We start from the raw sequence: 13,629 nt of genomic DNA, 5'->3' as shown, positions 1-13,629 counted from the left end.
ATGGGCGCATGGATGCCGTGGCCGAGGTCGCCGATCGCTATCGGCGGTTCGCGGTGGCGGAAGCTCCATCACGATCCTCTCTCTACGCGGAGTGGGCGGCGGGTGTCGCCGATGACGTCGACGTGTGCCACGTGCTCGCGCGCATCCCGGCCTCTCGCCGGCAGCCACCGCTCGTGTTCGCCGTCACGCGGATGCTGGGCGCGCCCGAGCAGGCCTTCTCGCGTTGGCGCGACTGGCTCCTGGAGCACGCCGACGCCGTCGTCGAGGAGACGTCGCGACGCTCGCTGCAGACCAACGAGCCCCTGCGGTGCGCCGCCCTGCTGCCGGCGCTCGCGACGATCCCCGGACCGATCGGCTTCCTCGAGGTGGGTGCGAGCGCCGGTCTCTGTCTGCAGCCCGACCGCTACTCGTACCGCTACCGCCGGCCGGATCACCCCGACGTGCGACTCGACCCGCCTTCCGGCATGTCGCCGGTCGTCCTCGACGCGAACATCACGGGCGACGCTCCGCTGCGCCTGCCTGAGATCCGGTGGCGGATGGGCGCCGACCTCACACCGATGTCGGCGGGCGATCCCGATGACCGCGCCTTCCTCATGGCCCTGGTGTGGCCGGGGGAGCGGGGTCGAGCGCAGCGGATCGAGGCCGCGCTCGATCTCGCCCGTCGCGAGCCGATCGAGGTGGCATCCGGCGACGCGAGCGATCCCGATCTCGTCCCTCGGCTTCTCTCGGGGATGCCCGACGGGCTCACCCCGGTCGTGTCGACTCTGGGGCTCCTGCCCCACCTGCCCCGGGCGGCGCGTGAGCGGCTCATCGGCGCCATCGCCGACACCGGGGCCATCTGGGTGTCGCTGGACCCGCTGCAGGCGCACGATCGGTGGACCGCGCCCGTCGACCCGGGTGCGGGCCGGTTCGTGCTGCACCGCGACGGCGCGCCGCTGGCCTACGCGGATCCGCTCGGCGCATCCCTGGAGTGGCTTACGGGATGACGGTGCCGGCACGGTTACCGTGGACGACGTGTCCCTCTCCGACCGCGACCGTGCGCTCCTCGATTTCGAGGCGCAGTGGCATCGCCACGTCGGAGCCAAGGAGGAGGCGATCCGCGCGGAACTCGGGCTCGCCCCGGCTCGCTACTATCAGCTGCTCGACCGGCTGATCGACACGGTCGAGGCGCAGCGTCATGACCCGATGCTGGTGAAGCGCCTGCGGCGGCGCCGCGACGTGTCCGAATCCGGGCGCGCGACCCGGTCGATGCCGGGCTGAGCAGCCCTCGGGGCGGATTCCCGGGTTCACCGACGGGTGCCGGTAGCATCGTGGGGTGCCGAAATCGACCTACCCGCGGGATCGCTTCGACGACCTCCCCGCGGACAGCGGGCGCGTCGGCGCCCACCGGGCCGAGAACCCGCACATGCGCGGGTGGGTCGTCTTCCTGTGGGCCGCGGTCGCCACTCTCGTGCTCATCGTCGCGGGCATCTTCGCGACGCTGGTCCTCAGCGGACGCGTCTCCCTCGCTCCCGACGCCGCTCCCGAGCCGACGCCCACGGCGACCATCGAGCCGGTGATCGACACCGCGTACGACGTGCTCGTGCTCAACGCCACGCCCGAGGCGGGTCTCGCCACGCAGGTCAAGGACGTGCTCGTCGAGGCCGGGTGGTCCGCGGATCAGGTCAACGCGAGCGAAGCGGGAACCTCCGACTTCGCCGAGACGACCGTGTACTACGCCTTCCCCGGCGACGAAGCCGCCGCGGCGGGCGTCGCCGAGCTGCTCGGCGGGGCACGCATCGAGCAGAGCGACTTCTACCAGCCGACCGACGACGCCGCCACCGAAGACGTCGACGAGAGCGAATCGGCTCAGCTGACCGTGGTCATCGGCCTCGACCACACCGACAGCGCGTCGGAGGAGACGCCCGCTCCCTGACGCGAACCCCCTCGGGACCAGCGGTTGTTTCACGCCGGTAAATACTTCTATGCGCCCCTGTCAACAGTTGCTGTGATGGCGGTTCGGTGAATTCGCGTCTGCCTACGATGAGCCTGTCCCACCGCACTACAGGAGATTCGCATGGCTCAGGGCACCGTCAAGTGGTTCAACGCCGAGAAGGGTTTCGGCTTCATCACCGTGACCGACGGGCAGGACGTCTTCGTCCACTACTCCAACATCGAGATGAGCGGTTTCCGCGTGCTCGAAGAAGGACAGGCGGTCGAGTTCACCGTCGGGTCGGGCCAGAAGGGCCCGCAGGCGGAGTCCGTTCGCGTCGTCGCCTGACGCGCCGTCACGTCGCGCGCCGAGCGCGTGAGGAAGGGCGGGATGCTGCGGCATCCCGCCCTTCGTCGTGAACACGGACGGTGGCTTGCACTCCCCGGGGGCGAGTGCCAGAATGTATTAGCACTCGTCTCATACGAGTGCTAATGACCGAAGGCCAACGTCCGGGAGGGACGACACACACATGGCAAAGATGATCGCTTTCGATGAAGAGGCCCGTCGCGGCCTCGAGCGCGGCCTCAACACGCTGGCCGACGCCGTCAAGGTGACCCTGGGCCCGCGTGGGCGCAACGTCGTGCTGGAGAAGAAGTGGGGCGCCCCCACCATCACCAACGACGGCGTCTCGATCGCCAAGGAGATCGAACTCGACGACCCGTACGAGAAGATCGGCGCGGAGCTCGTCAAGGAGGTCGCCAAGAAGACCGACGACGTCGCGGGCGACGGCACCACGACCGCCACCGTTCTCGCTCAGGCACTCGTCCGCGAGGGTCTGCGCAACGTCGCAGCCGGCGCCGACCCGATCTCGCTCAAGCGCGGCATCGAGAAGGCCGTCAAGATGATCACCGACCAGCTGCTGGCCGACGCCAAGGAGGTCGAGTCGAAGGAGCAGATCGCCGCGACCGCGTCGATCTCTGCCGCTGACCCCGAGATCGGCGAGCTCATCGCCGAGGCGATCGACAAGGTCGGCAAGGAAGGCGTCGTGACCGTCGAGGAGTCGCAGACCTTCGGCACCGAGCTCGAGCTCACCGAAGGCATGCGCTTCGACAAGGGGTACATCAACCCCTACTTCGTTACCGACCCCGAGCGTCAGGAAGTCGTCTTCGAGGACCCGTACATCCTCATCGCGAACCAGAAGATCTCGAACATCAAGGACCTTCTGCCGATCGTCGACAAGGTGATCCAGGACGGCAAGGAGCTCCTCATCATCGCCGAGGACGTCGAGGGCGAAGCCCTCGCGACCCTGGTGCTGAACAAGATCCGCGGCATCTTCAAGTCGGCTGCCGTCAAGGCTCCCGGCTTCGGCGACCGTCGCAAGGCTCAGCTGCAGGACATCGCGATCCTCACCGGCGGCCAGGTCATCACCGAAGAGGTGGGCCTCAAGCTCGAGAACACCACGCTGGACCTCCTCGGCCGTGCTCGCAAGGTGATCATCACCAAGGACGAGACCACGATCGTCGAGGGCGCCGGCGAGGCGGACCAGATCGAGGGTCGCGTGACCCAGATCCGTCGTGAGATCGACAACACCGACAGCGACTACGACCGCGAGAAGCTCCAGGAGCGCCTCGCCAAGCTCGCCGGCGGCGTGGCCGTCATCAAGGCGGGTGCGGCGACCGAGGTCGAGCTCAAGGAGCGCAAGCACCGCATCGAGGACGCCGTCCGCAACGCGAAGGCCGCCGTCGAGGAGGGTGTCGTCGCCGGTGGTGGCGTCGCCCTCATCCAGGCCGGCAAGGGCGCGTTCGCGAACGTCGAGCTCACCGGTGACGAGGCGACCGGCGCCAACATCGTGAAGGTCGCGATCGAGGCTCCGCTGAAGCAGATCGCTCTGAACGCCGGCATGGAGCCGGGCGTCGTGGCGAACAAGGTCGCCGAGCTGCCCCTCGGTCACGGTCTGAACGCCGCGACCGGCGAGTACGCCGACCTGTTCGAGCAGGGCATCATCGACCCGGCGAAGGTCACCCGTTCGGCGCTGCAGAACGCCGCGTCGATCGCGGGCCTGTTCCTCACCACCGAGGCCGTCGTCGCCGACAAGCCCGAGAAGGCCGCGGCCGCTCCGGCAGACCCCACCGGCGGCATGGACTTCTGATCCCACCGGTCGAGGTCGCGAAGATCCGACAGCACGAAGCGCCCCTCCTCGCGGAGGGGCGCTTCGTCGTCTACCGGAACAGGCCGGCGGTCGTCTGTTCGGCATCGGCGTACTGACGGCCGGCCTGCTCGAGCGCGGCGCTGATGGTCGCGAGCGATTCCTCGACCTGCCGCTGCGTGCCGCGCCACTGCTCGACGACGCCCTGGAAGGCCATCGCCGCCGGTCCGGTCCACGAGGACTGCAGCTGGGTGAGCTGCGCGAGCATCGCGTGCACCTCGCCCTGAAGTCGGTCGACCGTGCCGCGGACGGCGGTCGTGGTGCTGAGGACGGCGTCGCTGTCGACGGAGAACACTGCCATGGGAGCATCCCTTTCTCTTCGGGATCCCCACGCTAGGTCGGGGTGAACCGACGGCGTTGGCGTCCATCGCTCCCGGTGGAGCGGGCCCATCCGTCGTCGGGTGGGGAGGAGAGGTTCAGAGGGCGTCGCGCTCGAGACGCGGGAGCGGCTGGGTCTCGATGAGCAGGTGCTCTTCCGGCTCGCGCTGCTCGGCCAGCGGGAACGACACGCGGAACGTGGCGCCGCCGCCGGGGGTGTCGAGCACGCCGACGTCGCCGTGCAGGGCATCCACGATCGATGCCACGATCGACAGGCCGAGGCCCGTGCCGCCGGTCTCCCGGGTGCGCGATGTGTCGGCTCGCCAGAACCGCTGGAAGATCTTGTCCTTGAGCTGATCGGGCACGCCCTCGCCGTGGTCGATCACCTCGATCCACCCCGTCGCCGCGACCGGGTCGACGCCGACCCGCAACTCGATGGGGGAGTCGTCGCCGGTGAAGCGCCGGGCGTTGCCCAGCAGGTTCGCGACCACCTGCCGGATGCGGTTCTCGTCGCCGCTGACGACCGGCTGCGGGCGTCGCACGGCGATCGGCAGCGTGTCGGCGTCGGGATCCGCGGCCGTCTGCGCATTCTGCCGAGAGCGTCGGCGAAGAAGCGACGCCCCGGCGCGGGCGATCGCGGTGGTGGTCGGAGCGCTGCGCTTCTTGGCGTCGGCGGTGTCGGGGCTGTCTGCGGAGCGTTCCCCTCCCGGGAGCACGGCGTCGATCGCCTCGATGACCGTGACGGTGCGCCGGGGTGAGGTCGCGCGCACGTCGAGCGCCGCATCCCGGGCGATGGGACGCAGATCGACCGGAGCGATGTCGACGTCGCGCCGCTCGTCGAGGCGGGCGAGGGCCAGCAGGTCCTCGACGAGGACGCCCATGCGGATCGCCTCCTTTTCGATGCGATCCATCGCCTGGGCGGTGTCGTCGCCGGTGGGGATCGCCCCCATCCGGTAGAGCTCGGCGTATCCGCGCACGGTGACCAGGGGCGTTCTCAGCTCGTGACTGGCGTCGCCGATGAAGCGCCGCATCTGGCGCACCGTTGCTTCGCGCTGCGAGATGGCCGCGTCGATGCGGCCGAGCATCGTGTTGATGGCGATCTTGAGGCGGCCGACCTCGGTGCGCGGCTCGATGTCGGTCAAGCGCTGGCTGAAATCGCCGGCCGCGATCGACATGGCGGTGTCCTCGACCTGGCCGAGGCTGCGGAAGGTCAGGGTGACCAGCCACCTCGTGCCGAGGGCTCCGGCGCCGAGGATGACCACGGAGATGACGGCGTAGATGCCGAGGAAGGTCGCCACGACCTGGTTCGTCGACGCGGTCGAGACGACGACCATCTGGGTGAAGAGGTCGCCGACGCCGTCGGGCTGGAAGACGTCGACCGCCGCGAGGAAGCGCTCGTCGCCCTCGATGTCGGGAAGGGCGAACGGCTGCAGACCCCGCGCGGCGGTGGCCTGCAGGGTGAACTCGTCGGGGAAGTCCGGTTCGAGGCCCCCGGAACCGCCCGCGATCGCCTCGAGGGAGCCTTCGGGACCGTAGACGGCCACGAAGTACGGTGTCGGCGGCACGTCGTCTTCGTCGCGCGGTGTGAACGACACCTGCCCGCCTTCGACCACGACGTCGATCAGGCCGCTCACCGCGTCGGTCGAGGCGTAGCCGCGCACGCTGGCGTCGATGTTGTTGTAGAGCGTGCTGCGCAGGAACGTCATCGTGCCGAACCCCGCCGCGAACAGCCCGACCGCGAGCAGGGTCACCGTGACGCCGGTGACCTTCGCGCGCAGGCTGATGCCACGCCACCAACGGGTGACGGCGTCTGTCTCAGAACCCAGGGTGTCCGCCCCCTCCCGCGACCGTGTGCCGGATCAGGCGGACTTGCCCGTCTTCAGCATGTAGCCGAATCCGCGCTTTGTCTGGATGAGCGGCTCGGTCGCGTGCGGATCGATCTTGCGGCGAAGGTAGGAGATGTAGCTCTCGACGATGCCGGCGTCGCCGTTGAAGTCGTACTCCCACACGTGATCGAGGATCTGCGCCTTGGACAGCACGCGGTTCGGGTTCAGCATGAGGTAGCGCAGCAGCTTGAACTCGGTCGGGCTCAGTTCGATGTTGGTCTCGCCGACCTGCACGTCGTGCGTGTCCTGGTCCATCGTGATCTCGCCGGCCCGGATGATCGAGTCCTCGTCGGCCTGCATCGTGCGGCGCAGGATGGCCTGGATGCGCGCGACGATCTCGTCGAGACTGAACGGCTTGGTGACGTAGTCATCGCCGCCGGCGTTGAGGCCGGCGATCTTGTCGTCGGTCTCGTCCTTCGCGGTCAGGAACAGGATCGGTGCGGTGTATCCGGCTCCGCGGAGCCGTTTGGTCACACTGAAGCCGTTCATGTCGGGGAGCATGACATCGAGCACGATGAGGTCGGGTTCCTCTTCGAGTACGGCCGAGATCGTCTGCGCTCCGTTGGTCACGGCGCGGACCTGGAAGCCGGCGAAACGCAGGCTCGTGATCAGCAGGTCACGGATGTTCGGCTCGTCGTCGACGACGAGGATGCGCGGTGCGGTCATAGGGTCATTATGGTCGGGGTTTTCAGGAACCTGCTGGATATCGGCCGGTTCGCCCCGCATCCATCACGCGGCGTCGAGCCGGTCGGCGTCCATGATCGTGTAGGCATAGCCCTGTTCGGCGAGGAATCGCTGGCGGTTCTGCGCGAAGTCCTGGTCGACGGTGTCCCGGGCGATGAGGGTGTAGAAGCTGGCCGTGTGGCCCGAGGTCTTCGGGCGCAGAAGCCTGCCCAGACGCTGCGCCTCCTCCTGCCGCGACCCGAAGGAGCCCGACACCTGAATGGCCACCGACGCCTCCGGAAGGTCGATGGAGAAGTTGGCGACCTTCGACACGACCAGCACGGAGATCTCGCCCTCGCGGAAGGCCTGGTACAGCTCCTCGCGCTCGTCGACCGGGGTCTGCCCGGTGATCTTCGGCGCGTGGAGGGCGTCTGCGAGGGTGTCGATCTGTTCGAGGTACTGACCGATGATGAGGATGCGCTCGCCGTCGTGCCGGGCGACCAGATCGCGCACGACGCCGATCTTCGCCGGTGCGGTCGCGGCCATCCGGTAGCGGTCGTCGTCGGCGGCCGCCGCGTATTCGAGGCGCTCCGTGGCCGGGAGGTCGACGCGCACCTCGTAGCAGGCGGCAGGGGAGATGAAGCCCTGCGACTCGATCTCCTTCCACGGCGCGTCGAACCGCTTCGGGCCGATCAGGCTGAACACGTCGCCCTCGCGCCCGTCCTCGCGCACGAGGGTGGCTGTGAGGCCGAGGCGGCGCCGCGCCTGCAGGTCAGCGGTGAGCTTGAAGACGGGCGCCGGGAGCAGGTGGACCTCGTCGTACACGACCAGGCCCCAGTCCAGCGCGTCCAGGAGTGCGAGGTGCGCGTACTGGCCCTTCCGCTTCGCGGTGAGGATCTGGTACGTCGCGATGGTGACCGGCTTCACCTCTTTGGACTGCCCGGAGTACTCGCCGATCTCCTCCGCCGTGAGCGAGGTGCGCTTGAGCAGCTCGTCACGCCACTGGCGGGCGCTGACGGTGTTGGTCACGAGGATGAGCGTGGTGGTCTTGGTCGCGGCCATCGCGCCGGCGCCGACGAGGGTCTTGCCCGCGCCACAGGGGAGCACCACGACGCCCGAGCCGCCGTCGTGGAAGATGTCGACGGCCTGGCGCTGATACGGGCGGAGGCTCCAGCCGTCTTCGGCCAGGTCGATCTCGTGCGGCGTGCCCGGGGTGTAGCCGGCGAGGTCTTCGGCCGGCCATCCGATCTTCAGCAGCTCCTGCTTGATGTGGCCCCGCGCCCACGCGTCGATGAGGTGGCTGTCGGGCGACGGGCGTCCGACCAGCAGGGGCTGGATGCGCTTGTTCTTGGTGACCTCGGCGAGCACCGCGGCGTCGTCGGAGCGCAGCATGAGCGAGCCGTCGTCGGTGCGCTCGATCGTGAGCCGGCCGTAGCGGGCGACGGTCTCCCGGATGTCGGTGGACACCGAGGGCGGCACCGGAAAGCGCGACCAGCGGTCCAGGGTCGCGAGCATGTCATCGGAGTCGTGGCCCGCTGCACGGGCGTTCCACAGGCCCAGCCGGGTGATCCGATAGGTGTGGATGTGCTCCGGCGCGCGCTCGAGCTCGGCGAAGATCGCCAGCTCGTGACGCGCGGTCTCCGCGTCGGGATGCGCGACTTCGAGGAGCACCGTGCGGTCGCTCTGGACGATGAGGGGGCCGTCAGCCATAGCGTTCGATTCTACCGGGCTGCGAAGGGGGCGTCACTCCGCGGGCGCGACGGCTACGATGCTCCGCAGCGGCAGGGTGCGCTCGACGTCGGCGGCGCGGTCGAGTCCTCGCAGCCTTCCACCGCCGAGTCCCGAGGCCTCGAGGGTGAGCTCGCGGTCGCTGCCGTCGGGCATCCGCACCGTCACCCGAACCGCCGCGCGGGCTCGCACGGCCTGTTCGAGTTCCCGTTCGAGCCACGCCTCGTCGCTGTCGGTGCTGTGCCCGGAGCGCAGGCGCGCGATCAGCTCGTCGTACCGGGCGGGAGCGGGCGTCGAGGGGGCCGTCGTGCGTCGACCAGGCCTCGGTGATGTCGGCCGGCCGTCGTCGCCGATCACCGTGACCGGATACCGCGCGTCAGCGAGGGCCCACGAGACGGCGTCGCGGCCTACGCGCGTGAGCAGCACCCCGTCGTCGAGAACGAGGCCCAGGGGGCGCAGCGCCTGATCGACCGACAGCGCCTCCCGACGGTCGGGGTCGTCGGTCTCGACGACGGTGAGGTCCCGCTGCACGTCGGAGCGCACGCGCACCGCGCCGTGACGCTCCGCCGTGCTCTCGACCAGGTACTCGAGGGGCTGTGGGATGCCGGTCAGAGACAGCTCGCCGAGGAAGGCGCGGATGCTCGCGGCGGTCTCGCCGTCGGCGAGGCCCGCGTCGAGGGATTCGCCCGTGAACCGGTACGTCGAGGCCTGCGCGCGGGACTCGCGCGCGGCGATGCGGCGCAGGCGGAGCTCGAGGTCGGGCTGGAGCGGGCCCGGCGCGATCACGGACAGATCGGCCTGCAGGTACACCTTGTCGATCTCGGCGGGCAGGTGGGGCAGCAGCGCCGAAGCGCTGACGGTGCCGGTCTCGCGCAGCGATCGCGTCCAGGAGGGCTCGGCGCCGTCGTCGGCGAACAGCCCCCACCGCACCAGGATGCGCGCCCACTGCCGTGCAAGAGCCGGCCAGTCGTCATCGAGCGGATAGCCGTCCGGCCAGAGCGACACCGGCTGGAGGCCGCTCCCCTCGTCGCGGACCCCGGTCGGCAGCGCCGCGTGCACGCCGGTCATGGCCTGCTCCCACCTCGCTGCGGTGGGGAGTCGCAGCCACCGGTCGCCCCTGTCAGAGACGGTGGCCTCGCGATCCCTCGCGTCGATGAGATCCGCCGCGCGCGCGACGGCAACCAGATCGTCGAGTTCTTCCGCGTCGGCGACGATCCCCGCCTCGAGCAGGCGCCGTCGATCGCTCGCGCTCACCGTGCCCGTCGCGGTCAGCGTCAGGGAGGTGTGGTCGGCCCCGAGCAGCAGGTCCGCCAGCGCGCCGGTGGCGGTGAAGGCCCGCTCCGCCGCGGCCGCCTCCTGCGTGGCGCTCGCGGGGCCGGGTGCGTCGTCGGCACGAGCATCGAAAGCGGCCGGACGCGCGCGGTGCAGGCGCCGCACGCGCTCGGCGACGGCCTGTGGCGTCGCGCCGTCGACGAGGAGCTGCAAGATCTCCGGCACGGCGTCGGTCGCCTCCTGGCCGCCGTCGGCCGCGGATGCCAGCGACGCGAGCGCGCGGCGCGGCAGGCGGGTCAGCGCCCGGTCGATCGAGGCCGGCTCGAGGAGGCCTTCGGCGGCGTCGAAGAAGTCGCGCCAGCCCACCGCGGCGGAGACGGAACGCGCCGTGAACGTCTCAGCGAGTCGCGCGTCATCGAGGCCTGCGAGCTGCAGGGCGAGAGCGCGCTCGTCGGAGACCACTCAGGACCCGCGGTTGGCCCGTGCCCTCCGCACGAGCGTCATGATGAGCACCGTCAACAGCATCACGAAGGCGATCGGAGGTGCGAAGTAGACGGTGAAGCCCACCGCCGGCCAGACGCCCGTGGCCATGTCGGCGCCCGCTCCCGATCCGATCATGATCGCGAAGAAGCACACGATCGACAGCGCCAGCAGACCCAGGGACATGAACGCCAGAATGCGGTCGATGCGGCGGATCGGGACGTCGCCGCCGGGGCTTCGCGTGCTCATCCGTCTCAGCCTAGCGGAGCGCCTCGCGAAGACGCCTTCGCCGGTGCCGGTGTCGGGCTCGCATCGCGGGTGACGCGCTGGTGCGTGCCGTAGTCTGGATGCGGGGTCGGATCGACCCCGGATTCCATCCGGCCCGCACGTGCGGGCCCGTTTCCAGCGAGGTTTCGATGCCCACCGGCAAGGTCAGGTTCTACGACGAGGACAAGGGATTCGGCTTCATCACCGCCGATGACGGTCAGGACGTCTTCCTCCACGCCAGCGCGCTGCCCGCGCAGGCGGCGGCCCCCAAGCCCGGCACCCGCCTCGAGTTCGGCGTCGCCGACGGCAAGCGCGGTCTGCAGGCACTGTCGGTGCGGGTTCTCGAGGCCCCGGTGAGCCTCGCCAAGCGCTCGCGCAAGCCCGCCGACGACATGGCCGTCATTATCGAAGACCTCGTCGGCCTGCTCGACGGCGTCGGGGGCGACCTGCGTCGCGGTCGCTACCCCAGCTCTTCGCACTCGAAGAAGATCGCCGCGGTTCTGCGCAAGGTAGCGGATGACCTCGACGCCTGAGACCCCCGGCACTGACGAAGAGTCCGCTATCGACGAAGAGTCCGCTATCGACGAAGAGCCCGGAACCGACGAATCCGCCGGCGTCTCGGCGCTGCCCGATCCCGCGCTCCTCGAAGCACGCGATCTCGCGCTGCTCGCGCTCCGCGAGATCACACCCGAAGCGACGATCGGCGACCCCGCGGGTCACCGTGTCGAGGCCGACGGGGTCGTCTCGCTCCTGTTTTCGAACCGCCTCGCGGGCTATCCCGGCTGGTTCTGGACGGTGAGTCTCGCGCGCGTCGCCGACGCCGAGCCGACCGTGCTCGAGGTCGAGCTCCTGCCCGGCGACGACGCCCTGGTGGCTCCGGACTGGGTGCCGTGGGCGGAGCGCCTGGCCGACTACCAGGCCGCGCAGGCTGCGGCGGCGCAGGAGGGGGCCGACGACGACGCCTCCGACTTCGACGACGATGATGAAGACGACGACGAGGCGGATGACGACGCGTCGATCCTGCACGCCGGCGACGTGGACGGCGTCGACATCGACGAGCTCGCACCGGATGCCGACTCCGACGAAGACGACGCCGATGGGGACGACTCTGACGAGGACGACTCGGACGAGGACGACAACTCCGATGGGGACGACTCTGACGAGGACGACTCGGACGAGGACGACGACTCCGAAGAGGACGACGACTCTGACGACTCCGAAGAGGACGAGGACGACGACTCCCAGGAGGACGTCACCGACTCCGACGAAGACGACTCCGACGACGAGAACTGACGTCCGCGTCGCCGGAGTCCGCTGCGGTCAGACGAGTCGCTCGACCGTGTAGTCGATCGCGCTGATGAGCTGTCGCACGTCGTCGGGTTCGATCGAGACGAACGTGGCGACGCGCAGCTGGTTGCGTCCGAGCTTGCGGTAGGGCTCCGTGTCGACGATGCCGTTCGCCCGCAGGCTCTTCGCGACGGCGGCGGCGTCGATCTTCTCGTCGAAGTCGATCGTGACGACCACGGGCGACCGGTCGGCCGGGTCGGTCACGAACGGGGTCGCGAACGACGCGGCCTCGGCCCACGTGTACAGCGCTGAGGAGGATTCCGCCGTGCGTGCACTGGCCCAGGACAGGCCGCCGTTGTCGAGGATCCACGCGAGCTGGTCTTCGAGCAGCAGCAGGGTGCTCAGCGCGGGGGTGTTCAGCGTCTGGTTCAGCCGGGAGTTGTCGACGGCGTTCTTGAGGCTGAGGAAGTCCGGGATGTAGCGTTCGGTGGCGGCGATCCGCTCGATCCGCTCGATTGCGGCCGGTGACATCGCGGCGAACCACAGGCCGCCGTCCGACCCGAGGTTCTTCTGCGGGGCGAAGTAGTACACGTCGGCCTCGGCGAGGTCGACGTCGATGCCGCCGGCGGCGCTCGTGGCGTCGATGACGGTGAGCGCGCCCTCGTCGGCGTGGACCCGCGTGACGGGAGCGGCGACGCCGGTCGAGGTCTCGTTGTGCGGCCATGCGTAGACGTCGACGCCCTCGACGGCCTCGGCGCTCGACCGCGTGCCGGCCGGCACCGTGCGCACGTCGGGCGCGGTCAGCCACGGCGCCTTCGCGGCCTGGGCGAACTTGCCGCCGAACTCGCCGAAGACGAGGTTCTGGCTGCGGTTCTCGATGAGGCCGAAGGCGGCGGCATCCCAGAACGCGGTGGAGCCACCGTTGCCCAGCACGATCTCGTACCCCTCGGGCAGTGAGAACAGCTGCGCGAGGTGCTCGCGCACGCGGCCGACGAGGTTCTTCACCGGCGCCTGGCGGTGAGAGGTGCCGAGCACGGATGCGCCGTGGGTCACCAGCGCTTCCAGCTGGGCTCCACGCACTTTCGACGGGCCGCAGCCGAATCGTCCGTCGGCGGGCAGAAGGTCACGGGGGAGCTCGACGTGCGCCATGGGACGAGTCTACGGTTCCCGTCCGCGGCCGCAGAACGCCTCCGGCGCGCTACCGGCCGCCGCCGGCGTCCCCCTGCAGCAGGCCGGTGTGCTCGCCGCGACGCTGACGCTCCATCGGGTCGTCTTCGCGCCCGCCGGTCTCCGCACGACGGGCGGCGCCGCCATCCATCACCTCTTCCAGGGGCAGAGGGACGGCTTCGCTGCGCAGCCGCTCCTTGGCCTCGTGCTCGACGAGCACGGGGATGAAATCGCGCACGCGCCCGCCGTCGAGCCGGTGCAGTTCCTCGTCGACGATCTGCTCGACCCGAGCCCGATCGACGGTGGGGAAGCGTTCGGCCAGCCGGTCGATCGCGTGTTCGATGGCGACGCGCTCGTCGCGGGCGGGGGAAGCCGCCGTCTCTTCGCTCATGCACGAAGTGTGCGCCCGCGACGGGGCCGCCGCAAGGGCTTGCCTGGCTTGT

At 69.8% G+C, this 13,629-nt stretch carries 15 protein-coding genes; 7 read left to right on the top strand and 8 right to left on the bottom strand.

Annotated features, from left to right (window positions below):
* The first annotated feature begins 8 nt into the window (after positions 1-8).
* The 5 genes from ACGG9C_RS04815 (at position 9) to groL (ending at position 4,061) form a co-directional block, all read left to right on the top strand.
* On the top strand, positions 9-986 hold the full coding sequence (locus tag ACGG9C_RS04815) for a DUF2332 domain-containing protein (RefSeq protein WP_286719906.1): 978 nt from the start codon (positions 9-11) through the stop codon (positions 984-986).
* A 28-nt stretch (positions 987-1,014) separates the two neighbouring features.
* Complete coding sequence (locus ACGG9C_RS04810; protein WP_071044563.1) at positions 1,015-1,260, top strand: DUF3263 domain-containing protein; 246 nt, start codon at positions 1,015-1,017, stop codon at positions 1,258-1,260.
* Between the two features lie 55 nt (positions 1,261-1,315).
* Positions 1,316-1,915, top strand: coding sequence for a LytR C-terminal domain-containing protein (locus tag ACGG9C_RS04805; RefSeq protein ID WP_071044465.1), 600 nt, complete (start codon positions 1,316-1,318; stop codon positions 1,913-1,915).
* A 141-nt stretch (positions 1,916-2,056) separates the two neighbouring features.
* On the top strand, positions 2,057-2,260 hold the full coding sequence (locus ACGG9C_RS04800; protein WP_071044466.1) for a cold-shock protein: 204 nt from the start codon (positions 2,057-2,059) through the stop codon (positions 2,258-2,260).
* A gap of 181 nt (positions 2,261-2,441) precedes the next feature.
* Complete coding sequence (groL, locus tag ACGG9C_RS04795; RefSeq protein WP_071044467.1) at positions 2,442-4,061, top strand: chaperonin GroEL; 1,620 nt, start codon at positions 2,442-2,444, stop codon at positions 4,059-4,061.
* Between the two features lie 70 nt (positions 4,062-4,131).
* On the opposite strand, the gene ACGG9C_RS04790 is transcribed toward groL, so the two are convergent.
* The 6 genes from ACGG9C_RS04790 to ACGG9C_RS04765 all read right to left on the bottom strand — a co-directional run bounded on the left by ACGG9C_RS04790 (position 4,132) and on the right by ACGG9C_RS04765 (position 10,714).
* Positions 4,132-4,419, bottom strand: a complete 288-nt coding sequence (locus tag ACGG9C_RS04790; protein ID WP_071044468.1) for a WXG100 family type VII secretion target — start codon at positions 4,417-4,419, stop codon at positions 4,132-4,134.
* Between the two features lie 115 nt (positions 4,420-4,534).
* Positions 4,535-6,142, bottom strand: a complete 1,608-nt coding sequence (locus ACGG9C_RS04785) for a sensor histidine kinase (RefSeq protein ID WP_390178369.1) — start codon at positions 6,140-6,142, stop codon at positions 4,535-4,537.
* A 153-nt stretch (positions 6,143-6,295) separates the two neighbouring features.
* Positions 6,296-6,988 (bottom strand): response regulator transcription factor, encoded by a 693-nt coding sequence (locus tag ACGG9C_RS04780; RefSeq protein ID WP_390178331.1) that lies wholly within the window; start codon positions 6,986-6,988, stop codon positions 6,296-6,298.
* 63 nt (positions 6,989-7,051) lie between these two features.
* Positions 7,052-8,695, bottom strand: coding sequence for a DNA repair helicase XPB (locus ACGG9C_RS04775; protein WP_390178330.1), 1,644 nt, complete (start codon positions 8,693-8,695; stop codon positions 7,052-7,054).
* A gap of 33 nt (positions 8,696-8,728) precedes the next feature.
* Positions 8,729-10,447, bottom strand: a complete 1,719-nt coding sequence (locus ACGG9C_RS04770) for a helicase-associated domain-containing protein (RefSeq protein WP_390178329.1) — start codon at positions 10,445-10,447, stop codon at positions 8,729-8,731.
* Entirely contained in the window at positions 10,448-10,714 is a 267-nt protein-coding gene (locus tag ACGG9C_RS04765) for a multidrug ABC transporter ATPase (protein WP_071044472.1), read from the bottom strand.
* Positions 10,715-10,881: 167 nt separating this feature from the next.
* Between ACGG9C_RS04765 and ACGG9C_RS04760 the strand changes: the two genes are divergently transcribed.
* Both ACGG9C_RS04760 and ACGG9C_RS04755 read left to right on the top strand, forming a co-directional pair.
* On the top strand, positions 10,882-11,265 hold the full coding sequence (locus tag ACGG9C_RS04760) for a cold-shock protein (RefSeq protein ID WP_071044473.1): 384 nt from the start codon (positions 10,882-10,884) through the stop codon (positions 11,263-11,265).
* Positions 11,249-12,025, top strand: a complete 777-nt coding sequence (locus tag ACGG9C_RS04755) for a DUF3027 domain-containing protein (RefSeq protein WP_390178328.1) — start codon at positions 11,249-11,251, stop codon at positions 12,023-12,025. Before ACGG9C_RS04760 ends, ACGG9C_RS04755 begins: the two co-directional genes overlap by 17 nt.
* Positions 12,026-12,052: 27 nt before the next feature.
* On the opposite strand, the gene serC is transcribed toward ACGG9C_RS04755, so the two are convergent.
* Positions 12,053-13,168, bottom strand: a complete 1,116-nt coding sequence (gene serC / locus ACGG9C_RS04750) for a phosphoserine transaminase (protein WP_286796348.1) — start codon at positions 13,166-13,168, stop codon at positions 12,053-12,055.
* 49 nt (positions 13,169-13,217) lie between these two features.
* The gene (locus tag ACGG9C_RS04745; protein WP_390178327.1) at positions 13,218-13,577 is read right to left on the bottom strand and encodes a three-helix bundle dimerization domain-containing protein; all 360 of its coding nucleotides are present in this window, start codon (positions 13,575-13,577) and stop codon (positions 13,218-13,220) included.
* Positions 13,578-13,629: the final 52 nt, after the last annotated feature.

The organism is Microbacterium sp. MTN4-26 (assembly GCF_042846595.1).
In the GTDB taxonomy this organism is placed as follows: Bacteria; Actinomycetota; Actinomycetes; order Actinomycetales; family Microbacteriaceae; genus Microbacterium; species Microbacterium luteum.
The sequence above is the reverse complement of the archived record's forward strand: the minus strand, read 5'-3'. Positions and strand labels throughout refer to the sequence as shown.

Coding starts and splice junctions, on each gene's coding strand:
- ACGG9C_RS04815 (WP_286719906.1), top strand. CDS start 9: ATGGATGCCGTGGCCGAGGTCGCCGATCGCTATCGGCGGTTCGCGGTG.
- ACGG9C_RS04800 (WP_071044466.1), top strand. CDS start 2,057: ATGGCTCAGGGCACCGTCAAGTGGTTCAACGCCGAGAAGGGTTTCGGC.
- groL (WP_071044467.1), top strand. CDS start 2,442: ATGGCAAAGATGATCGCTTTCGATGAAGAGGCCCGTCGCGGCCTCGAG.
- ACGG9C_RS04790 (WP_071044468.1), bottom strand. CDS start 4,419: ATGGCAGTGTTCTCCGTCGACAGCGACGCCGTCCTCAGCACCACGACC.
- ACGG9C_RS04785 (WP_390178369.1), bottom strand. CDS start 6,142: ATGACGTTCCTGCGCAGCACGCTCTACAACAACATCGACGCCAGCGTG.
- ACGG9C_RS04780 (WP_390178331.1), bottom strand. CDS start 6,988: ATGACCGCACCGCGCATCCTCGTCGTCGACGACGAGCCGAACATCCGT.
- ACGG9C_RS04775 (WP_390178330.1), bottom strand. CDS start 8,695: ATGGCTGACGGCCCCCTCATCGTCCAGAGCGACCGCACGGTGCTCCTC.
- ACGG9C_RS04765 (WP_071044472.1), bottom strand. CDS start 10,714: ATGAGCACGCGAAGCCCCGGCGGCGACGTCCCGATCCGCCGCATCGAC.
- ACGG9C_RS04760 (WP_071044473.1), top strand. CDS start 10,882: ATGCCCACCGGCAAGGTCAGGTTCTACGACGAGGACAAGGGATTCGGC.
- ACGG9C_RS04755 (WP_390178328.1), top strand. CDS start 11,249: ATGACCTCGACGCCTGAGACCCCCGGCACTGACGAAGAGTCCGCTATC.
- serC (WP_286796348.1), bottom strand. CDS start 13,168: ATGGCGCACGTCGAGCTCCCCCGTGACCTTCTGCCCGCCGACGGACGA.
- ACGG9C_RS04745 (WP_390178327.1), bottom strand. CDS start 13,577: ATGAGCGAAGAGACGGCGGCTTCCCCCGCCCGCGACGAGCGCGTCGCC.